We start from the raw sequence: 23,182 nt of genomic DNA on the forward strand, positions 1-23,182 counted from the left end.
TGCTAAACGTTAAATGGGGAATAATCCAGAAAGGTCCAGTTGAGTCCGGCCAGGCTTGTCTGCCTTCGCCAGCTGTGTAAATGAAACTGCCAGTAGCGACCGGTACCGCCTGTGGTGTCGTCTTCGTCGGGCCCGGTAAAGTCCAGTTCGGCATGGCCGGTAAGTTGCAGGGTTTCGCCGGATTTGAAATCTACGAAAAGCAACGCGGCGCGGGGATTGATCGTGAAATTGCCGAGCGAATTGAACATGCTGTTGCCGTTGTAATCGGGGATGCGGAGCGTGCGCTCGTCGAGGATTTGTACAAAACCCGGGTTGCCGCCCCGGTGGCCGACATCGATGTGGTCGTCGTCGTGGCCGCTGCCGACAAACAGGGTGTCGGCGCTGGTAATCCAGCTTTGCAATGCATCGGTGAAATGCCCGCCGGTTTCGGTGGCTGCATGGGCCTGCCGTGTGGCTGCGGTCACTGCTACTTCGCGCCGCTGAATGTAGCGTGGGCAAAGCGGGAAGCATTCCTGCACGTGCACTTGCAAACCGGTACCGTCAGGCGCAAACATCACCGGGCCGTTCACTTTCAACCGCCTGCGCGTGGCCAGCTCGATGAACAGCAGGCCGACGCTGGGGTGCCCGGCCACATTGGACCAGAAAATATCATTTTCAGCCGACACCAGATGTTCCGTATGCAGCTGCACCGCTTGCGGCGATTCGGCCTGCACAAAACCGGGCTGGCCTGCCAGCATCGATACCCAGATGTTTTGCTCCTGATCCAGACTCGCGGCGAGCACGGAAGGCTGTTTATCGACAAATTTCAATGCGCCGTTGGGAATCTTGTCGGCAATGAGCCGGCCGTTCCGACTGGCGATCTGCGACTCGCCGGCCAGGGCCTGGACTTTCAGCTCACCGGGGTGAAATGGGTTGTTTTCCATGTTCAGCGTAGGGAAATGCGGCCGCAATTACCAGCGGCCGCAGGTTTCGGAATTAGAATGTAATGATCTGATAGCCTTCTTCTTGCAGCTGCACAAAGCTGGGCAGGCCGGAAGTGCCGGGAATGGCATTGGTCGAAATAAGGTCGTAGCCGGTGGTATCCGCGCCGAAGACGTTGGCGCAGCCGCAGGAAACGCCCTGCACTTTGTCTTTCACAGCTTCGAACAAGCCATAAAACGGACTGTCTGCTTTTTCGAGCAATGCGGGCCAGCGGGTACCTGCGCCCTGGAAGAGGATCGTCACTTCCTGGTTTGCCTGTTTAAAATCGTAAGCCGCCGCCAGCGCATTGAACAGTTTGCCGTTGGCATCGTCGGAATTGGAGTTAGGATCTGAAAGAATAATCAGGGCCGTTTTTGCATCATTTTTCATTGTACTTGATTGATTTAAACTTTAAAAATTAAACTTACAATTTACCGAACGATCGGTAAAAATTTTGACAAAAAATATATGTTAAAAATGAGTCTTCATGAATTTGGCGCTCATTTCGGCTAACATGGCTTTGAACATCGAGGGTTGCCCAAGCGAGCGCTGCACGATGAGCGTTCCCTGGATTTTCACCATGAGTTCATTGGCCAGCTGCTGCGCCTGTTGCTCATTGTGGCCGAATTCGAGGGCCAGGTGTTTGAAAGAGCGGATCAACGTTTCGAAAATCGCGCCGATTTCTTTCTGAAAAAGGTTTGCCGCCGAGCCATGCGACAATGCCCGGAGAATGCAATCGAGGCGGCCACCATCGTAGAGCTCGTCGATAGCCTTCAATGCAGTATCGAGCCGGTCTTCCGGCGTGCTATCCGAGACAACGGGCACATCGGCAATTCTGCTTTTGGCCCAGGTAGCAACATAACGGAGCACGGCGTGTGCCATCTCTTCTTTGCCCTGCGGGAAGCGGTGGTAGAGGCTGGCTTTCTTCAACTGCGTCGCTTGCGCAAGCGTGGCCATACTCGCACCATCGTAACCGGACGACCGGAATACTTCCATCAGTTTGTCGATAACGACATCGTGTTCAACTTTTGCGTAAGCCATGTATTCTGAGTGTTTCAAATACCGAACGATCGGTAAAGAAAATTAGTTCAGTAATGGGAGAAAAATTTTTATGGAACTTACAGACTATCCCGACCGTTTGGTAAAATTAATGTATCAAACCAGCTGTGTGATCCATGAACAATACCCGCCATTGCAGCGTCATCATCAAAGAGACTCCCGCCGTTCTTTCCTGGGACGATGAGATCCATTTAATGCACCATATGCATTTCGAGGACATTCCTGCTACGCTGACCAGTGTGCATATGAATATGATCAGCATTGTCATTAACGGGCAAAAGGAGATCAGCAGCGGCGAATGCACCACTACCGTTACCGCCGGAGCGGGGTTTAGCCTGAAAAAGGGAACTTACCGGATCGCGGAGAAAGTGGTCGATCCCGCTGTGGGCTATGATGAGATTACCATTCTCTTTTCCGACGAATGGCTCCGCGCCCAGGCTGGAAACATATTTGCTTGCACCAGCCTCGCACAGCCCGACGAACCGGAACAGAACATTCCCGGCGTAGCATTACTCCCGGCCGACGATCTGACGGCCGCACTAACCTTGCAGCTCAAAGCCTGCATTACCGGCAATGCCGATCCCGAGCGCAAACGGTTTCTTTTACCCGCCAAGATCACCGAACTGTTCCAGATCCTGATCTCCGCGCCGGAGGGGCATTTGCTTGAAAAACAGCTCCGCAGCATCGATAGTTTTTTCTCCCCGGACCTCGTGTTGTTAATGCAAAACCATTACAAGGAAAATATGTCGCTGGAACAATACGCTTCCCTGGCCAATTGCAGCCTTTCGACATTCAAGCGCAAGTTTCAGCAGACCTTTAAAATGAACCCCGGAAAATGGATCATGCAGCGGAGGCTCGAAACGGCTTACGAGCTGCTGCAAAGCTCCGAAAAGAACGTGACCGAGATCGCCTACGAGGTCGGTTTTGAAACGCCCGCCCATTTTATTGCTTCTTTTAAACAGAAATACAGCAGCACGCCCAAGCAGTTGCAGCAGCGGTTTTGACCCTTTTTAGCCTGAACTTTACAGGACATTTTTTGGACTTCTCGTGAAATAGCCCCTCCTCCAAAGGGGCTAATTTTGTTTCATCAAACAATCAGCAAGATGCGTTATGAAAATGTTCTATTTCACGGACCCGATGTGTTCGTGGTGTTATGGATTTAGTCCGGTTTTGAAAAAGCTGAAAGAAAATTACCCGGATATCGATCTTCAAATTGTCTCCGGCGGATTCTCCCCCGGCAGCCGGCAAACGGTCACCGAAGAGTACCGCGACTTTCTCGAATACCATTGGCGGAATGTCACGGCCCGCAGCGGCCAGCCGTTCGATCATTCGATGAAGTTCGTTTCCGACACATTCCATTATGATACGGAGCCTTCGAGCCGGGCGCTGGCGGTGGTGCAAAAGCTGTTGCCCGATTGGGACTTTGAATTTCTGAGCCTAATGCAAACTTCGTTTTACGTGAAGGGCAAGGACATTACCAATGACCTGGCGCTGGCAGAAATCGCCGCGGAGCTGGGCATAGAGAAGCAGGTTTTCCTGGAAAGCTTTCATTCCGAAGAAATGAAGCGTCGTACCGTCCAGGGCTTTGATTTCAGCCGGCAGCTGGGCGTGCAGGGCTTCCCGACGTTGCTCACGTTGGAAAATGCGTCGGTGAAAGTGGTTACCCGCGGGTTTCAGTCGTATGAGAATATGAAAATCATCATCGACGGGCTGTTCAGAAAAATGGCTACGTCCGCGCCCGGCCAGGGACCTGCATGCACGGATGATTCCTGCGAGTGTTAACACCCGGAAATAATGAAATCGTTTTCTTCATTTATCCTCGGGCTCAGCGAAAACCTGAAAAAGCCGCTGCCTGGTGAAGTTGCGCACCGGACCATGGAAGCATCGTCGGCCGGATACCTGGGCATAGTGCCGGACGCTGCTACCCGAAGAAGCTCGGTATTGATCCTGCTGTATCCATTTCGGGACGAGATATGTTTTGCATTGATTCTGCGGACCGCATACGATGGGGTGCATTCCGGGCAGGTGGCATTCCCCGGCGGCAGGTATGAGCCTATGGACGAAGATTTGATCCACACGGCGTTACGCGAGGCGAAAGAGGAGATAGGGGTAAAGCCTAATGTGGTCAAAATCCTGGGTACGCTCACGGAAATCTATATTGCGCCCAGCAATTTCCTGGTCCTGCCCGTCGTAGCCTGCATTCCATACCGCCCCGACTTTTTGCCCGACACCCGCGAAGTGGAGGCCGTTCTGGAAGTGAAACTGGACCATTTTCTCGATCCGAACACCCTGGGCGCCAGCGAAATCGAGATTCCCGGCGACCTCGTGTCCACGCCGCATTACGATGTGCAGGGCCATCCCGTTTGGGGAGCCACTGCGAAGATGATCAGCGAACTGCTCATGATTGTGAAGGGTAGTGCGCCGGAAAAGCACGGCGTATAATGCCAAGCGTCATTGTTATTTCAATTTAATTTTAAGCAAAATGTCTGTTTCTGATCTTTTTCAGCCGCTCACGCTGCTGCATGGCCCGCCTATGCGTAACCGATTCATGCTTGCGCCGCTCACGAACCAGCAAAGCGGCTACGATGGCACGGCTTCCGAATACGACCAACAATGGATGGAGCAGCTCGCCCAAGGCGGTTACGCATTGATCCAAACCTGCGCGACGACCGTGGAAGCGGGCGGCATCGCATTCGCGCGCCAGCTGGGCATTCACAGCGATGCGCACTTGCCCGGTCTTACGCGCATCGCAACCACGATAAGGGACGGCGGCGGTCTGTCGGCCGTACAACTGCACCACGCTGGGCACCGTGCCAACCCGATTTTCGGCGGTATACCGGCGCCCGCGTCGAGCTATACCGTGCCGGGCGTGCGGGCAATCCCGACCGAAGTGGTGGAGCGGATCCGCGACTCATTCATCACAGCCGCCAAACGCGCACAAATGGCCGGGTTCGACGGCGTCGCCGTACACGGCGCGTTTGGATGGATACTTTCCGAGTTCCTTTCCCCCGAGCTGAACGACCGCCGTGACCGCTACGGCGGCAGCATGGAAAACCGGGCGCGCCTCACGATGGAGGTAATCGAAGGCATTCGCCGCGCCTGCGGGCCTGATTTTCAGATCGGCTGGCGACTGTCAATCGAACGGTACGGGTTGCAGCTGGACGAGCTGCGCGAGCTTACCGCCGAGATTTTCAACCGCGAACTGATTGATTACCTGGATCTCGCATTATGGGATTCGGCCCAAGTCGTGCGGGAAGGCACATTCCGGGGCAAGAGCATGCTTAGCGTTTTCACCAGCCTCCCGCGCAAGGGCGTACGGGTGGGCGCTGCCGGGAAGATCATGAGCGCGCACCGGGCTGCACGGCTACTGGACGAAGGGTGCGATTTCGCGCTCATTGCCCGGGCCGGCATTCTCCAACGAGACTTCCCCTTGCAGGTAATGGCCGATCCAAGGTATGAAAGCCCGACACTGCCCGTCACGGCCGCTTACCTGCGCCGCGGCGGATTGAGCGAGCGCTTTATCAACCACCTGCGCGGATGGCCGAGCTTCGTGCTGCCCGGCTCCCTGTGAATGCAGCTATGTACCACAACTAATGAAATCTTAAATACGAATACTATGAATACGATCACATTACATGCGCCTGACATGGTCAGGATGCGCATGAACCGGGTACTGTACCTCATTGCAGTTTCTTCCATGACGGCTTTAATGCTGGCCTGCCAGTCGGCCGCGGATAAGCCTGCGGCTGCCACGCCGCCGCCCGTGCTGCCGGTGGTTCAGATCAGCGGAAGTTCGGCCATCACGTTTGTTGAATACCCGGCCTCCATCCAGGGCGCAGCCGACATTGACGTCCGCCCGCAGGTGAGCGGGTATTTGCAGCATACATTCGTGGATGAAGGTGCATATGTTAAGGCTGGACAAATATTGTTTCAGATTGATCCGCAGTCTTTCAAAGAAGCGCTGAACAATGCGAAAGCCAGTCTGCGTGCAGCGGAGGCAGCGGTGCTGAATGCGCAGCTGGAAGTAGAAAAGCTGACGCCGCTCGTCGAAAACAAGGTTGTTTCGGATTTTCAACTGAAAACGGCGAGGACTGCCTATCAGATTGCCCAGGCCAATGCCGAGCAGGCGCGGGCCGGTGTGGCGTCGGCGGAGATCAATTTAAATTATACCAATATCCGTGCGAAAGTGAGTGGCTACATCGGCCGCATTCCTAAAAAGCAGGGTAGCCTCGTTTCTCCCGGCGACCAGGCGGCATTAACGCAGCTTTCGGACATCCACGAAGTGCGGGCGTACTTCGCCCTGGCCGAGAACGATTTCAATGCATTCAATAACCATTATCCTGGGAAAACGCCTGCGGAGCGGATCAAAAACCTGCCTGACGTGGAGCTGCTGCTGTCTAATCATGCCGCTTATCCGTTCAAAGGCAAGATTGACATGATCGACGGCCAGTTTGATAAGAATACCGGCGCTATTACATTGAGGGCGAGTTTCCCAAATGCCAATTCGGTGCTCCGCTCGGGTAACACGGGCAAAATCCGGCTTGGTTTACAGCATAGCGACGCGGTGCTGGTGCCGCAATCGGCGACGTTCGAGATGCAGGACAAGGTTTTTGTTTTTGCATTAAATAATCAAAACAAAGTGACCAAAACGCCCATTACTGTGATCGGTAAAAGCGGCAGCCATTACCTGATCAAAGAGGGTTTGAAACCGGGCGATCAGATCGTGCTCAGCGGATTTGACCGGTTGCAGGACGGGCAGGTGATCAAGCCGCAGATCGTGGCCGGCCAGCCCGTCGAATTAGTGAGTAAAAATTAAGTATTACAGCCATGTTCAAGATATTCATTCAAAGGCCTGTATTGGCCACCGTGATCTCGATCATCCTCGTGATCCTCGGGGTGATCAGCCTGATCAAGCTGCCTGTGCAGCAATTTCCCGACATTGCCCCGCCATCCGTGATGGTGAGCGCCTTATACCCCGGTGCAAATGCCGAAACGGTGCTGCGATCGGTGGCGCCCTCGCTCGAAGAATCCATTAACGGGGTCGAAAATATGACCTATATGAGCTCCACGGCCAGCAACGACGGCACGCTGTCAATTTCGGTTTATTTCAAATTGGGCACCGACCCCGACCAGGCGGCGATCAACGTGCAAAACCGGGTGTCGCAGGCATTGAGCCATTTGCCGGCCGAGGTGGTGCAGCAGGGGATTACCACCTCCAAACAGCACGTAACTTTCATGATGGGCATCGGCCTTTTCACCGAAGACGAAGCCCGCTACGACCCGACATTTGTCGGAAATTATGCCGAAATCAACATTATCCCCGAGCTGAAACGCATTCCGGGAGTGGGTTTGGCGAGCTTATACGGAGGCCAAAAGGATTATTCGATGCGCGTCTGGCTGAACCCGACCCAAATGAGCAATTACCAGGTGACGACCGCCGAAGTGATGAAAGCCATCCAGGATAAAAGCCTGGAAGCTGCGCCGGGGAAATTCGGTCAGCATAGCAAAGAGGTTTTTGAGTATGTGATTAAATATAAGGGTAAACTGACCAAGCCCGACGAATACGAAAACATCGCGATCCGCTCGAATGCGGATGGCTCGGTATTGCGACTGAAAGACGTGGCCAGGGTGGAGTTGGGCGCATTTTCGTATAACAGCTCGACACGATTGAGCGGTAAGAAAGGGGTGGTAATCGGTATCCTGCAACTATCCGGCGCCAACTCGAACGAGACGCAGATCGCAGTCCGTAAAGCGATGGAAAAGGCGTCGAAAGCATTTCCGGCGGGCATTAAGCATGAAATATTTTTCAGTACCAAAACGGCTTTGGACGAATCTATTGCGCAGGTCGAGCACACGCTCATCGAGGCGTTTATCCTGGTGTTTATCGTCGTGTTTTTATTCCTGCAAGATTTCCGCTCGACTTTGATCCCCGCCATTGCCGTTCCAGTGGCCATTTTAGGTACCTTTTTCTTTATGCAGCTCTTTGGTTTTTCAATTAACCTGCTCACGCTCTTTGCATTGATCCTGGCGATCGGTATTGTGGTGGATGATGCGATTGTGGTCGTAGAGGCGGTACATGCCAAAATGGAGCACAAACACCTGGGTCCCAAAGCGGCGACCCATGAGGCGATGCATGAAATTTCGGGGGCCATTATCTCCATTACGCTCGTCATGGCAGCGGTATTTGTGCCGGTGGGTTCAATGGAAGGATCTACCGGGCTCTTCTACCGGCAATTTGCATTCACGATGGCCATCGCGATTGTGATTTCAGCCATTAATGCGCTAACGCTCAGTCCCGCATTAGCTGCATTGTTCTTGAAGGAAATCCATACAAATGCTTCCGGCACTGGTGAAGAAGCGGGAGTGAAGAAAGATTTTAAGGAAAAATTCTTCATCGGGTTCAATAGCAGTTTCAATGCGTTGACGGGCCGCTACGTAGGCGGGTTGAAATTTCTGATCCGTCACAAGTGGCTCGCCATGAGCGGCCTTGTACTGATAGCGATGGCGACGGTATTCATGGTGAAATCCACGCCTTCGGCATTTATACCCACAGAAGACCAGGGGTTTATCGCCATTGCCGTAAATACGCCTTCGGGAACGACGCTGGATGTGACTCAGAAAGTGATGAGCCAGGCCGAAACGACCGTGAAGGGCCTTGACGCCACGCGATTTGTGACGGCCATTTCCGGTTTTGACGTGCTTACCAACTCCATGAGCCCCAACAAAGGCATTATTTATGCATTATTAAAACCCAATAAGCAGCGCGGCGATATCAAGAACCTGGACGCTGTGATGGACAATGTGCGCAGCAAACTGGGCGGCATTACCGGCGCCAGCTTCTTTGTGTTCAGCTTTCCGACCGTGCCCGGTTTCAGCAATGTGGAAGCCCTGGATTTGGTGTTACAAGACAAAACCGGCGGTAAGCTCGATAAATTCAGCACCATATCGCAGCAGTTTATCGCCGAGCTTTCCAAGCGCCCGGAAATAGCGGCAGCATTCACAAGCTTCAAGGCCGATTACCCGCAGCTGCAACTGGACATCGACGACGATAAAGCCGACCAGCTCGGTGTAAGCGTGAAAGACATTCTCGAAACCATGCAGGCCTATTTCGGCAGTGCCCAGGCATCGGATTTCAACCGTTTTGGAAAGTACTATCGCGTGGTAGTGCAGGCCGATGTGCAGGACCGCGCCGACCCGTCGGCGATCGACAGGGTGTTTGTCAAAAACAAAACCGGCGAGATGGTGCCGATCAATACGCTTGTGAAACTGAGCCGGATCTACGGTTCGGAGACGGTTTCGAGGTATAATATGTTCAATTCCATTTCCGTGAATGCGATTCCCAAGGCCGGTTTCAGCTCCGGGGCGGCGATCAAGGCGGTGGAAGAAGTGGCGGCAAAACAGCTCCCAGCCGGTTATACTTATGAATTTTCCGGTCAAACGCGGGAGGAAATCGCCTCTGGCGGACAATCGACGGTCATTTTCATCCTTTGCATGGTGTTCGTCTATTTCCTGCTGGCAGCACAGTATGAGAGCTACATCCTGCCGCTGGCGGTAATGCTTTCCATTCCGGCGGGCATCTTCGGTGTATTCGTTGCCATCGGCATAACCGGCATTGCCAACAGCATTTATGTGCAGGTAGCATTGGTGATGCTCATCGGCCTGCTGGCGAAGAATGCGATCCTGATCGTGGAATTTGCCGTTCAGCGCAGGAGGGCAGGGCTACCATTGGTAGCGGCGGCCATCGAGGCAGCCAAGTTACGGCTCCGCCCGATCATTATGACTTCACTGGCATTCGTAGTGGGGCTTATCCCAATGATGAGCGCCACGGGGCCGTCGGCGCAGGGCAACCATTCGATCAGCATCGGCGCCGCGGGCGGTATGATTTCCGGGGTGGTGCTGGGCTTGCTGATCATTCCTGTGCTGTTCGTGGTTTTTCGCGCTTTGCAGGAGCGATTATCCAAAGATTCCAATGAGGCGGTTCGCGACGACGAAGGGCCTGTAAATCAAGCTATTTATGAAACAGTTTAATATAAGTCTTATCCTGCTCGTCGCCCTGACCGGGGCGGGATGCAAGGTTTCGAAAAACGTGCCGCTACCCGATGCGGTACCGGGGGCATTCAGAAGTGTAGCGCCCGGAGATTCTGCCAGTATCGGCGCCATTCCGCTCAGGACTTTCATTACCGACCCGGCGCTGCTGCAACTGATCGATACGGCATTGATTAAAAACTACGACATGCAGATCGCGCTACAAAACATCGATGCCGCCGAAGTACTGTTCAAACAGGCCAGGCAGGGCTACCTGCCGGAGCTGAAAGCGCATCTGACTGCCAATACCAGTCGCCCGTCCGACAATAGTCTGAATGGTTTCACCCTGAACCAGTTCCTGGGCACTTCGCACATCGAGGATTACAGCGCCGGGATGACGGCAGTTTGGGAAGCCGATATCTGGGGCAAGATCCGCAGCCGCAAAGCCGCCGCGCTGGCAGGCTTCCTGCAAACCACGGAAGCCCGCAAAGCGCTGCAAACGCAGCTGGTAGCGCAGGTCGCGCAGGGTTACTACCATCTTTTAATGCTGGATGCACAGCTGGAAATCGCCCGGAGGAACCTGATGCTCAACGACAGCACGCTGGTCATTATCAAATTGCAAGCTGCAAGCGGCCAGGTCACCTCACTGGCGGTCCAGCAAGCTGAGGCGCAGCGGCTCACTGCTTCCCAGCTCATTCCGCAACTGGAAGAGCAGGCCACATTGCAGGAAAATGCATTGCATGTGCTGATCGGGACAATGCCGCAGGCGATCAACCGCAAAAGCCGTTTGCAAGCATTGACGATCCCGGAAGAACTGCATGCCGGTTTTCCATCCACATTGCTCAGCCGCCGGCCCGATATCAAAAGCGCTGAGCTGGCTTTGAATGCGGCTAATGCCAAAGTAGGCGAGGTGCAGGCGAATTTTTATCCTTCATTGGTGATTACGGCCGGCGGCGGCATCAATGCATTGAAAGCCAGCAACTGGTTCAATATTCCCGCATCGCTTTTCGGACTGGTCGCGGGCGGCATTACCCAGCCCGTTTTTCAGCGGGGACAGCTGAAAGCCAACCTTGAAATAGCCAATATAGAGCGTGAAAAAACAGTGATTGCATTCCGGCAATCGGTTCTCAACGCGGTGGGCGAAGTGTCGGACGAACTGACCAAAGTGGAGAAGCTGAAAGCGCAATACCGCGCAGCCGCAGAACGGACGCACGTGCTGGAAACTGCTTCCCGCAATGCGAACCTTCTCTTTACCCGCGGGATGGCCAATTACCTGGAAGTCATTACGGCGCAAGGCAACCTGCTGCAAAGCGAGCTGCAACTAGCTACCATTAAAACCCGGCAGCTGAATGCGGTGGTCGAGCTGTACAGGTCTCTGGGTGGTGGGTGGAATTGACGGCTCTTCCATATCATGTCAACACTTGTAGTGTTTGAAGTTTCTTGCCTAATCATGGCATGTGGACAAGTAGTTAAATATTGTTTCGGAGAATTCTGGATCGTATTTCCTGGATAAGTTTGAGGTAAATCTTTTATCGATCTAGCTTCAAATCAGAATGCCGTTCCGATGATTCGGAGCGGCATCTTTTGTGATAGCAGCTTTAAGTTGTGGCTGCGTCGCATCATTACTTCTGGTTGATATAGACTTGTTGAGCAATTTATACATTGTATAAGTGTGTGATAACTTTCAGTCATGGTTGACTAACTATATTTCATCCGGTGTTTTTTTGTACTCTGCCGGTGTTGACTATTCGATCGATAATTGTTTGTTTCTAAATACAGTTGGGCCAACGCCTACGACCTTCTTAAACAGCCGGCTAAAATACTTCTGGTCCTCGAATCCCAGATCCAATGCAATTTCCTTGATATCCAAATCTGTGTAAAACAGCAGCCGCTGTGATTCGGCGATCACCTCTCGATGGATTAATGCTGAGACGGAGCTAGCTGTGACGGCCTTCACGCACGCATTGAGGTAGTTAACCGATATATTTAACTGATCGGCATAATCGGCAGGTTTTTTCAAAGTCTTATAATGGTTCCGCAGAAGCTTTTTAAAGTCTTTGGCGACAACGAACTGACGTTGCCCGCGACGCTCAGCCAGATGATTTTGTGTTTTACGGTAAATGATCATAGCCTCGTAGACAAATGCTTTCAATAACGCGTGCGTAACTATCCGGTTGAGATCAGCACCTTTGTTCAGTTCTTCCAATTGTAGCATCAGACCGATGGATTTTTTAAACCAGGCGTCTTCGGTTTGTGAGAGCAGTACCGCCAATACCTCGGTCACTGATTCATCCAGCGTAGACCTGATTGGCTCGTCGATCAATCGGCTGTCGAACGAGACATACCAGCCTGCTCCGCCAAGCGATGATATCACCTGGTGTACCTGCCCTGGGTAGGAGATGAAAAGCATCCCGGGTTTAACCGTAACGGGCTGAAAATCGAGCATAATATCAATTTTACCCTTTTCCAGAAGCAGGCAGGTATAATGGTCATGCCGATGGGGTTTAAAGGCTTCCGCGTTTTGTACATGATTGCCTACCCACCGCTCGACTTCCACACCTGTGTGAGTATTGACTAATTTTTGCAGGATAATGCCGGTGTTTGCCATAGATGCTAAGTTGGGCCGGGAGTCCGGCCCTGGCTTGTTTAATATAAACTCCTAACCTGTGTCCCGAACGGGTTGTCGATGATGTACCGCCAGAAGCCGTCAGGGCCTTTTCTGGCGATATCATTGGAGGTTGCAACCATGTGCACCGGCGTGCCATCAGGGGCTTTACCGGCAATGTTCCAGTCCAATACGAGCGATGCCGTGTCGCCCGAAACAAAGATATGGCGGGCAATGATGTGCATGGGCAGTTGGACGCTGTAGTATTTCAAAAGCTCCTTACGGATCTGCTCGCGCCCTCGCTGAGGGACACCCTGGGCGTCGACGAGCACGGCATCCTGTTCGTAGAAATCCAGCATTACATCCACATCCATCGAGTTAAAATGCGCCAAAAGCGATGGGACGATTTCTTCGGGCGTTGTTGCGAGCGGATATTTTTCTGCAATTGCATTAACTGTGTTTTCGATTGAATCCATACTTTGCTGTTTCATAACTTTGGTTGATTTGTTTTGTTGATGCAAAGCACGGATGGTTGCGGATTTGAATTGTCCTACTATTCGGCGCAAAAGGTGGACAAATCAACTTAAAATCAGATATACCTCGCACAGATGAAGCAGTTTTCCAACATGGATCAAAACAGTAGTATTCATACAAATCTTGAATGGGAACGACAATTGCTGCTCGATCTGGGCAATGATATCACCAAAGTGCGCGACAAGAATGACCTGATCGTGCTGTTTTCGAATCGGATCAAGTCATTAATGCACTTTACGCATACGATTGTGACCTTGATCGAACGCAAGGATGAAACCTATAAGCCATTTTTACTTGATCACCGTGCATCAGCCATCAAGGACCACCCCGAATACGATGATATGGTCAAGGCGTGTTTTCCGCTTGACGAGCCCTTCATCCAATCCGTTTTGGCGGCCGGCGGTCCTGTTGATTTCTTTCTCGCCGATATTGTCGATGCCCCGCAAAGCCCGGCGTTCCTGCGCGTAAATTTCGAGAAAGGTATCCGGCATGTGCTGATGACAACGCTCCGGACCGGCGACCAGCCGATCGGGTTTATCCATATTTACACCGATCATGAAGGTGGCTTTTCTCAGGAATTCAAGGACATCGTTCAAAGGATCACCCCGCAATTGTCAAGCGCGGTTTCCAACATTATCAAAAACGAAGAAATCCTGCAAAAGGAAAATGAAAAGTCATTCCTGCTTGATTTCAGCAATGATATGACGGCTGTCCGTAGCCGGGAAGATCTGGCCGTCGTAGTTAAAGCAGCACTACGAAAGCTCAACCCAGAGGGAGGATATGTGATCCGCAAGATCAATGAAGATGGGCTGACGATGTCGGCATACCTGTACGATACAGGCGCTTCTGCATTCGATCCTGCATTGTTGGAGCGGGTGCTTTCCGAGAAGTACCCGATCAATGACGGGCTCCAAAACCGCATCCTGGATAGCTATATCCCGTTGCTTTTCAATGTGGGCCGCGAGTTGCAGAGAGGCTACAATCTGTCCTACCTGGATCTTTGGGAAAATATGGGTTTCAAAACGATGGTCGGCATTGCATTGCGGAACAGCAACGCCAACATTGGTCTGCTTTGGCTGAGCATCGACGAGATCAACATTCCGATCTTGCAGGGCATCTGCTCGCAGATTGCCATTGCGATGGGCAACATTATGGCCAACGAGGACATTCTGCGCCGCCAGGCAGAGCAGCAACTGATGCTTAGGTTTTCGAACGATATCACCGGTGTTAAATCCAAATCCGACCTGGACTATGTGGTTTCGAATGTTTTGCAGGCCCTGTTTCAAACCCGGATCGCTGTGATGTACCTCTTGGCGGAAGACCAGGTTACCCTGCGGCCTTACCTTTTCGACCGGCAGTTTTTCCAGGAAACCGAGGTAGCTGAACACGAAGAATTTTACTCTTTAAATATTAATGAGCAACATATAAAACTTGTCTTCGAAAGCAACCAGCCGATTTTGCTGGACATTGATGAAAACCTGGAAGCGAAGTGCCTCAAACTGTCTATCCAGCGTGAGCAGCGCGGGATTAATACTGTCTATGCATCGGCGCTGAGATTGGGCGAACAGAACCTGGGCATGGTTTGGATGCTGGGGCAGCAGATCAGCGGCCCGCTTTTGCAAGGAATTTGTGCCCAAATTTCGACTGCGGTTTCCAATGTGCTTGCGCACGAGCAGATAATGCATTTGAAAAAACAGCTGGAAGACGAAAACGACTATCTCAAACAGCAGCTCAATCAGGATTTTGAGGAGATTGTCGGCGGCGGCGAGGCGATGCAGCAGGTATACCGGCTGATTTCCCTGGTGGCAGAAAGCAACTCGACGGTACTGCTGTTGGGCGAGACGGGAACTGGTAAGGAGCTGATCGCGAAAGCCGTGCATAACGCGTCTTCCCGCAAAGAAAAGCTGATGATCAAGGTCAACTGCGCAGCTATGCCAGCCAGCCTGATCGAGAGCGAGTTGTTTGGCCATGAGCGTGGCGCATTCACCGGGGCCGTCGAGCGGCGCATCGGAAAGTTCGAGCTGGCCAATAACAGTACACTGTTTTTGGACGAGGTGGGGGAGATGCCGCTGGAAACACAGGTGAAGTTGCTGCGGGTTTTGCAGGAAAAGGAGATGGAGCGTGTAGGTGGCAAAACAACCATTAAATTGAACGTTCGGATCATCGCTGCCACCAACCGCGACCTGGAAGCGGAAGTAAAAGCGGGCCGGTTCCGCTCCGATCTGTATTACCGTTTGAATGTATTCCCCATCAAGCTGCCGCCGCTGCGCGACCGCCGTGAGGATATCGAAAGTCTTGCCGGATTTTTCTTATCCAAATTCAGCAAAAGTGTAGGCAAGAAAACCGTCAAGCTATCAGCCAACGCGTTACGGCAGTTGCAGGCTTATCTGTGGCCGGGCAATGTGCGTGAACTCGAACATCTCATTGAGCGCTCGGTGATTCTGGCGACAGGTCCCTTGATCACCGAGTTTTTCTTGCCGCAAGCAACAAGGGCAACGACCGACGATCCAATGAGGCCATCCGATTTACCATTGGAAGAAGTCGAGCGCATGCACATCATACAGGTATTGCGCCGGTGCGGCGGCAAAATTTCCGGCATCGGGGGCGCTGCGGACATATTAGGCATTCCCGGCAACACCCTTCACTCTAAAATGCGGAAGCTGGGCATCTCAAAGGCCGATTATTACGCTCACTGAGTGCTTTAAATAGTTGGGGCGTTTCGTCTATGCTCATCAAATAAGATGATACATTTCATATTTTCACTAAATACGGTGAAAATGAGAGGTGTCTGCATTAAATATATTATTGATAATCAGTCTATTAAATATTTGGCATTGAAATGGCAAGTTTAGGATCATCTGTAAGATTTTAAACTTAAACATTTCAAAATTATGAAGATTGTCATTGTAGGCGGTACGGGGTTAATCGGAACAAGGGTTAGCGAAAAACTGCGGGTGTTGGGCCATCAGGTAGTCGTAGCCGCTCCTTCGACGGGCATCAATGCAGTGACTGGCGAAGGCCTAGCTGAGGCCATGAAAGATGCCGAGGTGGTCGTCGATCTGTCTAACTCGGCTTCTCCGGAGGAAGATACGGCCATCAATTTCTTCCGCGTAGCAGGCAGGAACCTGGCAGCGGCAGAAATTGCGGCCGGTGTGAAACACCACCTGGTACTTTCGATCGTAGGAACCGACCGGGCCTTGTATATCGGTTATCTGCGCGCCAAAAAAGAGCAGGAGGATATTATCAAAGAATCCGGTATCCCGTACACGATCATCCGCGCTACACAGTTCCACGAACATATCACGACTTTAATTGCGGTGCAATCCGACGAGGAGGCCATCCACATTTCCACCGTGGACTACCAGCCCATTGCGGCAGAAGACGTGGCTGCATTGGTCACCCGGCTCGCATTGGAAGCACCCAAAAACACGACCGTGGAAATCGCAGGGCCAGACCTGGCGCCCATGAACGAGTTCGTAAGCCAATACCTGTCTGTGAAAGGCGGGGAAAAGCCCTTGGTCGCTAGCGACGAGAATAAGTACATGTTCTTCGAAATCCCCAAATCCCTTTTGGTTCCTCAGGGCGATTTTTACTCCGGTGCAATCCGGTTCGTCGACTGGATTAAAGGTTAACTAAGCCTGTTCATTTCAAACAATTCATAAAACCAGAAATCATGAAAATTGTAATCATAGGCGGCACAGGCCTGATCGGCTCCAACGTCACCAAAAAACTTCGTCAGCTTGGCCACACCGTCATTGCTGGTTCTCCTTCGACAGGTATTAACGCACTCACAGGCGAGGGGCTTTCAGATGCATTGGAAAATACGGACGTGGTCGTTGACCTTTCCAACTCTCCTTCATTTGAGGATGGTCCGGCCATTCAGTTTTTCGAGACCGTGGGCCGCAACATTTTATCGGCCGAGTTGAATGCAGGCGTCAAACACCATGTAGTGCTGTCCATTGTCGGCACGCACCTGATGGAAGGCATGGGTTATATGCGGGCGAAGAAAATCCAGGAGGATCTGGTTAAAAAATCCGGTGTGCCCTACACTATCGTCCGCAGCACCCAATTCCAGGAATTTGTACCAACCATTGCCGCGGGAGGCACACAGGGGAGTGAAGTTCATGTCTCGAAGCTCGATTTCCAGCCCATTGCTGCCGAAGAGGTGGCGCTGTTCATTGCCCGGTTTGCGATATCTGAGCCTGCGAACGGAACTGTCGAGATTGCGGGCCCTGTCCGTGGGCCCATGAGTGAATTCGTGGAAGCTTATGTGAAGGCCAAAGACGCGGGTAAAACGGTGATCGCCGACGACAGCAGTGAATATTTCGGCTTGGAAGTGCCGGCATCCACCTTGGTACCGGAAGGAAATGCGTATCTGGGTGAAACCCGGTTCGAGGAGTATCTCGGGTCTCTGTCGCCCCAGGCGTGACAACCTTGCAGTTTCTAGATTGTACTGATCATGCACGGTTGGTAGCTATTACCGGCCGTGCTTTTAAACAACTTTGATTGCGTATCCCATGAACATTCAAAACGATAGAAGGGCATTGGTAAAATCCCTGCATTACATATTCGGTGTTACATTGTCGGTTTTCATAGCATTTCACTTACTAAACCACCTTTTTGCATTGGATGGGCCAGAAAAACATATCCAGATAATGGAACAATTCCGGCTCGTGTACAGACATCCGGTCGTGGAAACGCTGCTATTGCTGGTCGTTTTCTTTCAGATTGTTACTGGCATCAGACTGATTTACAAACGGGATGCCCAGGCCATTGCCGAGAAGATCCAGGTATATTCCGGCCTTTACCTTTCGTTTTTTCTTATTGCCCACGTAGGGGCTGTTCTTTCCGCTCGGTACATCGAGCATCTGGACACGAATTTCTACTTTGCAGCGGCTGGGCTTAACTATTATCCTGCAACTTTTATTTTTATACCCTACTATTTCCTGGCCGTGGCCTCAATCAGTTTACATGTTTCGGCCATTCATTATTTGAAAACTAAATCGAAACCAGCGGCAATTGGTATTGCTGTCGTCGGGATAGTGACTTCATTCATAATCATACTAGCCTTTACGGATAGCTTTAAGTGGCTTGACATGCCACTACCGTATGAGCAGTTCATTCGGGTGTTAATTTGAACATCACAAAAAATATAAGTGCTGTGTTAGCGACCATATTAAGGATTGATTCCCGATGATAGATTATGTCTATGATACTACTACGCTAATTTATCCGGTCGTATTTCTGTACTCCGCGGCACGAATTACAGTCGGGTAGTTTTTTCGCGAAACCCGGCCTTAAACGGTACAGTTTAGTGGTACATGAAATCTAATTACAGTGTATTACAGTTGTGGACGTTAAACCGTACTTCCTTCATCGTCTTTTCCGCTTGCTACTTTCATGCTTGTGCGAATTTGTTTCCAGCAATTCCCACGCATGCCTAAGCGAATCTACTGAGGGTTCCGTTGTTTGGGCAAAGGCTTGATCGATCATTCTCGTTAAACGAGGAGATAATTGCTGAGCCACTTCATACCTGACCGCAGTTCGGCTCGCCTGTTCAATTTTCTCATTCGAACATCTAACTGTCACCAGCGAAGCAGCAGTAGTACAAAGCAGTACTGCTAGTGAAACGAAATAACTTTTCGCCTTGAAATCGAATGTGACTGGTTTGGGATTTTCCAGAGCGTAGGATAATGCGTCAAGACGCTTTCGAATACCAACAAGCTCGGAAAGTATTATATTACCTGACGGCATTTTTGCCACACTGGCCTGAATATCAGCCAGCATTTGGTGAGTTAAATCATCGACCGGCACTTTTGGATCAATCAACAGGCTTTCCAGCACTGAGATCTTTTTTACCAGGATAGCCAGTACCTGATCGAATTTATCGAGTTTATCTTCAATATTTTTCATAAATGCAGTCCTCTCGATTTTTTGCGTTTTTGTTTTCTTTTAAGGTTGGGGTTGATTGTGTCGTGTTGAGTTACCGGATCCATCAAGTCTTTCAGCAAGTTTTCTTCCTTGTAGTGTGGCAAACCATACCGGTGAGATGGCATTTCTTCTTGCGCCGGTGGTGGTGTCCCACGCTCCCACATCCGACGCCTCACCGACATTTGTTGCTGAAAATTTTCCCGCAGCTTTCGATCAAGTGCCAGAAAACTCATGCTTCGGTCAACTTTTGATCCCTTCAACACCGTTCCATCCTTCTGGAAGCTGATACCTTCAATCTGATCAGTACTAGACTTATATTTGTAGATGAGGGTAATCCCGCTCGACGAAAGCGCACCTTCAAACTGTTTCCAATTCACTGCCGATCTGCTTGCCATCTTGATCTGGTCTGCCAGCTCGTAACGCGTTTTATCAATCCCTTTAAGCCTAGCTCGGTTAACCAGTGTTTTCCCTTTGCCTATGTAGTAGCCATGTTTCAGGGTCATCTCCTTGCAAACCTTCTGATTGATTCGCTTCTGAAAGCGGTCCGAAATGGATTTACCAGCATTATCAACCCGGTTGTAGAGAATATGAATATGCGGCTGATTTGTATCGCGATGTTCAACGACCAAGTACTGGGTGTTTTGGATTTTCATTTTGGCCATATATTCGGCAGCCCTCTCTACCATGATTTTTGGTGAAAGTTTATCCTTGTCGAATCCGCTCCAACTCAGCACTAGGTGTCCGACTGCCTTGCCCAGCTCGGGATTCATCTGGCGCTGAGCATTGAAGTCATGGATAGCTGATTTTACATCCTGGGTCCTGACCCCTTCGCTATGAAGCACGATAGCCTGCTCCTTCTGCATGACATATCTGACTGCCCCTCCGAAACTTGATCCTATCATTATCTTACCGATCATCGTTGGCTAGTCTTTTGAGTAAATGATCAATATTTGATAGAAGCTCTGCGGCCTTTTTTGTCTCGTGCAGCAGTCCCTGCATGTTCGTAAACCTGAGCAGCTGGTTTAAGTTATTGGCCAGGCCAGCCAGCATTCTGATGAAACCTGCTTCCTCTGCGGAGAGCCGCGCAACAACCCTGGCTTTCCTGGCGGCTTGCCTCAGCCAGGTGCTTGGACGTAGGCCTGCATCCTTGGCTTTCGACTCAATCAAAAACCGCTCAGTTTCCGAAAGTCGGACCATTAGTTGCGCGTTTCGTTTGACCTTTTTTGGCGGCCTTCCTCCTTTGGATTTGTGCGAATTTTGCTCCATGCTTTCTACCTCTTTCATTCGTTGACAAAATCTGTTGATTACCTTTTGCGACCATCGGGAGAAAAAGCAAGTTTGAGTTCCGGCGCGGCCGGAACGAGTTTTTGCGAAGCGAAAACACAAACTTGCTCCCTGAAAGAAACTTAGAGGCCCAGCCCTCGGGACTTCCTGTAATAGGACCGATGTTGTGGCTGTTTTTCCAGCTGTTTGCTAGCAACCAGCATCTGGTTCAAATCTTTGTAATCCTGATAAATCCCCGAGGCATCAACACCATTAATCCCCGCATTCTGAAATTTTTCGAGCAACTTTTTCCCAGCTGCATCATGATCCGGATATAGAAAAGCGGTGCTGTAACTTTTGACAATGTCCACACTTCGCTCTGCCAGACTCACCGAATTAAGCACCACAAAGTCGGTCTGGATCTGCTCCTGTTTTCGAAGCGAGAGAAGCGACAAAAAATCCATAAAGCCTTCCAGCACGCAGACCGAGCTATGGCCATTCTCGATATGGGATATATCCTTCGGAGATTTCGAGCCCTTGAAATAGGCACTTCTCAGCTCATAGCCACCCGACCGGTTTTCGAAACCGGCGGCGAAATAATTCTTGTCGCCGACCCGATAGTATACCTCGCGACAGTATGATTTCGCAACGGCCAGATCGATACCACGCGATTCCAGGTACTGGGTAATTATCGGGGTACTGCCTAACTCCTTCAAAGCAGTAATATGGATGCCAGATTGATCGAGAGCCCGGGCTGGGGTAACGCCACTATCTATATGCAAGCCCGTCGATTTTAGGTCTTGCGGTTGAAATAGAAAAAGACCCGAATCCAATTTTTCCAACAGAGCTTTCGTATCGCAGCGAAACAGGGTGCGTCCCAAATCAATAATATCACCTCCCCGACCGCTACCGTGGTCATAATAGAGATTCAACCTGGCATTGACCCTGAATGAAGGCGTTTTCTCATCTCTGAACGGGGAGAGATACCAATGGTCTTGTCCCCTCACATATTGAGAACGGATATGGCAGTGTTCCAGCAGGTCTACCATAGATATCTGTTTGGCTTGCTCGCAAGTCATAATTACTGGGGCTTGAAAGTGAAAAAATTGATGAATTGATGCGAAGAGCTTGCAACTGATTGGATTTTAATCATTTAAGCCCGCATCAGAAAAGCATCAAAATGCATCATGAGTCGCATCGCTATTGTGAGATTGATGCGCGTTGATGCGGATTTTGATGCGCTGTAATTATTTATTAATCAATTAATTAAATATGATGCGCATCAAAGCATCAAAAATTAAGGCAATTCATTGAGCTCGTTTATACGTCTTCGGGATAGGGTATAGTACCTGCCCTTGCCGGTCTGCTCGAAGACAGAACCGTCGGTTAAAAATTTGTATTGCGGGTAAGTCAGTGAATTACTCGCCGGGCTCAACTTCCAGGCATTTTGCAGGATCCGCTTGATCTGTGAGAGGTCTTTGAAACGGATGTGCTTTTTATTGAGCCAGTCCTGGACATCGCCAGTGCAAAACCGGATTTCATCCAGCTCCTTTTCATCTGCGATCGTCAGCAGGATATGGGCGATCTCCACTTCCAGCTTATTCCGATTTTGGTTCAGCAGCTTTTTCAATGCAGGTGTCGCAATTTGATCAGCCGTAAACCACATTCTTGTTTTATTGGGATGGACGAAGTCACGGCTCACCAGAAAATGCAGAAAGAACGGGATCTGGGCTCGTAGCTGGGCAAGCAGGTGGTGGTTCTCTGATTTGAGTGGTGGAACCTTTCTCACCCAGTAGCGGATTTCCCCTGGGTCTGCGATGATAAAGTGATCTTCGTTGTTACTGCACAAAATGAATTTTCCGAAAAACTCCACTTCCTGGCGATCATGGCCTTTGGCCTCTACTTTGTAAAATCTAGCCGTGCTCAGATTCTTGATCCGCTCTGAATCCTCCTTTCTATCCAGGAAAGTTTCGTCCACCCCGATGACCAGTTTCTGCGCCCACTCGATATTGAAGTTTGAGCGGAAATCCTCATTGCTGTTGATTGTCATATTTTCGCCGAAGATGGATTTGACAAAATGCAGGAATGTAGTCTTTCCGGTTCCGCGTTCCTCGCTGACCAAGCACAGGATCGGCAGGATTTGGGTAGGACGTTCGAGCAGGATTTTGAAGTAATCGTAACCCATCTCGATCTGCTCGCCGAAAATGTGACCCAGGAACTTGAATATTACCGAGGCATCGCCGTGCCGCGACTCATGTTGGAATGGCTGGTAGCGATTATAGAACCCGCCGACCTTTTGTTGGTAGTCTAAATGGCTCGGGACGAAACAAAAGCCGTCGTAGCACTCCACCCGGTCCCTCAAGTAGTCACGGCTGTGATCTAGCCGGATGCATTCAGCCGACCAGGGGATCAACGAGGAAATCGTGTCGCCGGAAGATAGTGGCCGGTTGACTTTCTTGAAGTAACCGGTGCCGATGCGTAGATAAACGGGATTATCTTTCATGGCTACCTGCGATTTTTTGCTGACCGTTGGCAATCCATTCCAGGAGTTCCTTTCGTGAAAAGAGTAGCTTGCCCTCCATTTTGCAGAACGGAATCTTCTTTCTTTTCACCAGCCCATAAATGGAAGTCTCCTTGTATTTGGTCAGACGCGCGGCCTCCTTAGTGTCCAGCAAAGTGTCACTGGTATCTGCCGCAGCTTCCGGTTTTGATTCTAAAACCCGGCGCAGTGAAGACTCGATCAACTCCGATAACTGCTGATCGTTCATTGAAACTAGAACTGTTGTGCTCATCCCTTTTGCGTTT

The 23,182-nt window shown here is 50.9% G+C and carries 22 protein-coding genes; 10 read left to right on the plus strand and 12 right to left on the minus strand.

Annotation, left to right across the window (positions count from 1 at the left end; genetic code table 11):
- Positions 1-2 precede the first annotated feature (2 nt).
- From CLV60_RS11560 to CLV60_RS11570, 3 genes are all read right to left on the minus strand, one after another.
- Complete coding sequence (locus CLV60_RS11560; RefSeq protein ID WP_106595846.1) at positions 3-923, minus strand: PNPOx family protein; 921 nt, start codon at positions 921-923, stop codon at positions 3-5.
- Between the two features lie 52 nt (positions 924-975).
- A complete protein-coding gene (locus CLV60_RS11565) occupies positions 976-1,350 on the minus strand; it encodes a DsrE family protein (protein WP_106595558.1) in 375 nt (124 codons plus the stop codon).
- Positions 1,351-1,431: 81 nt separating this feature from the next.
- A complete protein-coding gene (locus CLV60_RS11570; RefSeq protein ID WP_106595559.1) occupies positions 1,432-2,001 on the minus strand; it encodes a TetR/AcrR family transcriptional regulator in 570 nt (189 codons plus the stop codon).
- Between the two features lie 134 nt (positions 2,002-2,135).
- On the opposite strand from CLV60_RS11570, the gene CLV60_RS11575 reads away from it, so the two are divergent.
- From CLV60_RS11575 to CLV60_RS11605, 7 genes are all read left to right on the plus strand, one after another.
- Positions 2,136-3,023 carry a helix-turn-helix domain-containing protein gene (locus CLV60_RS11575; RefSeq protein ID WP_106595560.1) on the plus strand — a complete coding sequence of 296 codons (888 nt, stop codon included), beginning with the start codon at positions 2,136-2,138 and terminating at the stop codon, positions 3,021-3,023.
- A 106-nt stretch (positions 3,024-3,129) separates the two neighbouring features.
- Complete coding sequence (locus CLV60_RS11580; protein ID WP_106595561.1) at positions 3,130-3,801, plus strand: DsbA family protein; 672 nt, start codon at positions 3,130-3,132, stop codon at positions 3,799-3,801.
- A gap of 12 nt (positions 3,802-3,813) precedes the next feature.
- Entirely contained in the window at positions 3,814-4,461 is a 648-nt protein-coding gene (locus CLV60_RS11585) for an NUDIX hydrolase (protein WP_106595562.1), read from the plus strand.
- A 40-nt stretch (positions 4,462-4,501) separates the two neighbouring features.
- Entirely contained in the window at positions 4,502-5,590 is a 1,089-nt protein-coding gene (locus CLV60_RS11590) for an NADH:flavin oxidoreductase (RefSeq protein ID WP_106595563.1), read from the plus strand.
- Between the two features lie 45 nt (positions 5,591-5,635).
- A complete protein-coding gene (locus CLV60_RS11595; RefSeq protein ID WP_106595564.1) occupies positions 5,636-6,835 on the plus strand; it encodes an efflux RND transporter periplasmic adaptor subunit in 1,200 nt (399 codons plus the stop codon).
- Between the two features lie 11 nt (positions 6,836-6,846).
- A complete protein-coding gene (locus CLV60_RS11600) occupies positions 6,847-10,047 on the plus strand; it encodes an efflux RND transporter permease subunit (RefSeq protein WP_106595565.1) in 3,201 nt (1,066 codons plus the stop codon).
- On the plus strand, positions 10,034-11,440 hold the full coding sequence (locus CLV60_RS11605) for a TolC family protein (protein WP_106595566.1): 1,407 nt from the start codon (positions 10,034-10,036) through the stop codon (positions 11,438-11,440). The genes CLV60_RS11600 and CLV60_RS11605 overlap by 14 nt, the downstream gene beginning before the upstream one ends.
- Before the next feature lie 348 nt (positions 11,441-11,788).
- Here the strand turns inward: CLV60_RS11605 and CLV60_RS11610 are convergent, their stop codons facing one another.
- On the minus strand, positions 11,789-12,652 hold the full coding sequence (locus CLV60_RS11610) for an AraC family transcriptional regulator (RefSeq protein ID WP_106595567.1): 864 nt from the start codon (positions 12,650-12,652) through the stop codon (positions 11,789-11,791).
- A gap of 38 nt (positions 12,653-12,690) precedes the next feature.
- The gene (locus tag CLV60_RS11615) at positions 12,691-13,140 is read right to left on the minus strand and encodes a YybH family protein (protein ID WP_229210929.1); all 450 of its coding nucleotides are present in this window, start codon (positions 13,138-13,140) and stop codon (positions 12,691-12,693) included.
- A gap of 117 nt (positions 13,141-13,257) precedes the next feature.
- On the opposite strand from CLV60_RS11615, the gene CLV60_RS11620 reads away from it, so the two are divergent.
- The 3 genes from CLV60_RS11620 to CLV60_RS11630 all read left to right on the plus strand — a co-directional run bounded on the left by CLV60_RS11620 (position 13,258) and on the right by CLV60_RS11630 (position 17,612).
- Positions 13,258-15,879 (plus strand): sigma-54-dependent Fis family transcriptional regulator, encoded by a 2,622-nt coding sequence (locus CLV60_RS11620; RefSeq protein ID WP_106595568.1) that lies wholly within the window; start codon positions 13,258-13,260, stop codon positions 15,877-15,879.
- A gap of 195 nt (positions 15,880-16,074) precedes the next feature.
- Positions 16,075-16,815: an SDR family oxidoreductase gene (locus tag CLV60_RS11625; RefSeq protein ID WP_106595569.1), complete on the plus strand. Its 741-nt coding sequence runs from the start codon at positions 16,075-16,077 to the stop codon at positions 16,813-16,815.
- 41 nt (positions 16,816-16,856) lie between these two features.
- Positions 16,857-17,612, plus strand: coding sequence for an SDR family oxidoreductase (locus CLV60_RS11630; protein ID WP_106595570.1), 756 nt, complete (start codon positions 16,857-16,859; stop codon positions 17,610-17,612).
- A 274-nt stretch (positions 17,613-17,886) separates the two neighbouring features.
- Here the strand turns inward: CLV60_RS11630 and CLV60_RS34230 are convergent, their stop codons facing one another.
- The 7 genes from CLV60_RS34230 to CLV60_RS11665 all read right to left on the minus strand — a co-directional run bounded on the left by CLV60_RS34230 (position 17,887) and on the right by CLV60_RS11665 (position 23,169).
- Positions 17,887-18,051: a hypothetical protein gene (locus tag CLV60_RS34230; RefSeq protein ID WP_170118766.1), complete on the minus strand. Its 165-nt coding sequence runs from the start codon at positions 18,049-18,051 to the stop codon at positions 17,887-17,889.
- 505 nt (positions 18,052-18,556) lie between these two features.
- Complete coding sequence (locus CLV60_RS11640) at positions 18,557-19,096, minus strand: hypothetical protein (protein WP_106595572.1); 540 nt, start codon at positions 19,094-19,096, stop codon at positions 18,557-18,559.
- Positions 19,093-19,977: a relaxase/mobilization nuclease domain-containing protein gene (locus CLV60_RS11645; RefSeq protein ID WP_229210930.1), complete on the minus strand. Its 885-nt coding sequence runs from the start codon at positions 19,975-19,977 to the stop codon at positions 19,093-19,095. The genes CLV60_RS11640 and CLV60_RS11645 overlap by 4 nt, the downstream gene beginning before the upstream one ends.
- Positions 19,978-20,020: 43 nt before the next feature.
- Positions 20,021-20,398 carry a plasmid mobilization protein gene (locus tag CLV60_RS11650; protein ID WP_106595573.1) on the minus strand — a complete coding sequence of 126 codons (378 nt, stop codon included), beginning with the start codon at positions 20,396-20,398 and terminating at the stop codon, positions 20,021-20,023.
- 122 nt (positions 20,399-20,520) lie between these two features.
- Positions 20,521-21,456: a DUF8464 domain-containing protein gene (locus CLV60_RS11655; RefSeq protein WP_106595574.1), complete on the minus strand. Its 936-nt coding sequence runs from the start codon at positions 21,454-21,456 to the stop codon at positions 20,521-20,523.
- Between the two features lie 218 nt (positions 21,457-21,674).
- On the minus strand, positions 21,675-22,880 hold the full coding sequence (locus CLV60_RS11660) for a primase-helicase family protein (RefSeq protein ID WP_106595575.1): 1,206 nt from the start codon (positions 22,878-22,880) through the stop codon (positions 21,675-21,677).
- Positions 22,870-23,169, minus strand: a complete 300-nt coding sequence (locus CLV60_RS11665) for a helix-turn-helix domain-containing protein (protein ID WP_106595576.1) — start codon at positions 23,167-23,169, stop codon at positions 22,870-22,872. Before CLV60_RS11665 ends, CLV60_RS11660 begins: the two co-directional genes overlap by 11 nt.
- Between the last annotated feature and the right edge of the window lie 13 nt (positions 23,170-23,182).

Origin of the sequence: Dyadobacter jiangsuensis, assembly GCF_003014695.1 — a bacterium.
GTDB lineage: Bacteria > Bacteroidota > Bacteroidia > Cytophagales > Spirosomataceae > Dyadobacter > Dyadobacter jiangsuensis.

What these genes read in the sequence shown, in the direction of transcription:
- CLV60_RS11565 (WP_106595558.1), bottom strand. Translation starts at nt 1,350, where the DNA reads ATGAAAAATGATGCAAAAACGGCCCTGATTATTCTTTCAGATCCTAAC.
- CLV60_RS11645 (WP_229210930.1), bottom strand. Translation starts at nt 19,977, where the DNA reads ATGCAGAAGGAGCAGGCTATCGTGCTTCATAGCGAAGGGGTCAGGACC.
- CLV60_RS11585 (WP_106595562.1), top strand. Translation starts at nt 3,814, where the DNA reads ATGAAATCGTTTTCTTCATTTATCCTCGGGCTCAGCGAAAACCTGAAA.
- CLV60_RS11655 (WP_106595574.1), bottom strand. Translation starts at nt 21,456, where the DNA reads ATGACTTGCGAGCAAGCCAAACAGATATCTATGGTAGACCTGCTGGAA.
- CLV60_RS11575 (WP_106595560.1), top strand. Translation starts at nt 2,136, where the DNA reads ATGAACAATACCCGCCATTGCAGCGTCATCATCAAAGAGACTCCCGCC.
- CLV60_RS11610 (WP_106595567.1), bottom strand. Translation starts at nt 12,652, where the DNA reads ATGGCAAACACCGGCATTATCCTGCAAAAATTAGTCAATACTCACACA.
- CLV60_RS11665 (WP_106595576.1), bottom strand. Translation starts at nt 23,169, where the DNA reads ATGAGCACAACAGTTCTAGTTTCAATGAACGATCAGCAGTTATCGGAG.
- CLV60_RS11600 (WP_106595565.1), top strand. Translation starts at nt 6,847, where the DNA reads ATGTTCAAGATATTCATTCAAAGGCCTGTATTGGCCACCGTGATCTCG.
- CLV60_RS11625 (WP_106595569.1), top strand. Translation starts at nt 16,075, where the DNA reads ATGAAGATTGTCATTGTAGGCGGTACGGGGTTAATCGGAACAAGGGTT.
- CLV60_RS11590 (WP_106595563.1), top strand. Translation starts at nt 4,502, where the DNA reads ATGTCTGTTTCTGATCTTTTTCAGCCGCTCACGCTGCTGCATGGCCCG.
- CLV60_RS11560 (WP_106595846.1), bottom strand. Translation starts at nt 923, where the DNA reads ATGGAAAACAACCCATTTCACCCCGGTGAGCTGAAAGTCCAGGCCCTG.
- CLV60_RS11660 (WP_106595575.1), bottom strand. Translation starts at nt 22,880, where the DNA reads ATGAAAGATAATCCCGTTTATCTACGCATCGGCACCGGTTACTTCAAG.
- CLV60_RS11595 (WP_106595564.1), top strand. Translation starts at nt 5,636, where the DNA reads ATGAATACGATCACATTACATGCGCCTGACATGGTCAGGATGCGCATG.
- CLV60_RS11630 (WP_106595570.1), top strand. Translation starts at nt 16,857, where the DNA reads ATGAAAATTGTAATCATAGGCGGCACAGGCCTGATCGGCTCCAACGTC.
- CLV60_RS11640 (WP_106595572.1), bottom strand. Translation starts at nt 19,096, where the DNA reads ATGAAAAATATTGAAGATAAACTCGATAAATTCGATCAGGTACTGGCT.
- CLV60_RS34230 (WP_170118766.1), bottom strand. Translation starts at nt 18,051, where the DNA reads ATGCTCGATGTACCGAGCGGAAAGAACAGCCCCTACGTGGGCAATAAG.
- CLV60_RS11650 (WP_106595573.1), bottom strand. Translation starts at nt 20,398, where the DNA reads ATGAAAGAGGTAGAAAGCATGGAGCAAAATTCGCACAAATCCAAAGGA.
- CLV60_RS11605 (WP_106595566.1), top strand. Translation starts at nt 10,034, where the DNA reads ATGAAACAGTTTAATATAAGTCTTATCCTGCTCGTCGCCCTGACCGGG.
- CLV60_RS11620 (WP_106595568.1), top strand. Translation starts at nt 13,258, where the DNA reads ATGAAGCAGTTTTCCAACATGGATCAAAACAGTAGTATTCATACAAAT.
- CLV60_RS11570 (WP_106595559.1), bottom strand. Translation starts at nt 2,001, where the DNA reads ATGGCTTACGCAAAAGTTGAACACGATGTCGTTATCGACAAACTGATG.
- CLV60_RS11580 (WP_106595561.1), top strand. Translation starts at nt 3,130, where the DNA reads ATGAAAATGTTCTATTTCACGGACCCGATGTGTTCGTGGTGTTATGGA.
- CLV60_RS11615 (WP_229210929.1), bottom strand. Translation starts at nt 13,140, where the DNA reads ATGAAACAGCAAAGTATGGATTCAATCGAAAACACAGTTAATGCAATT.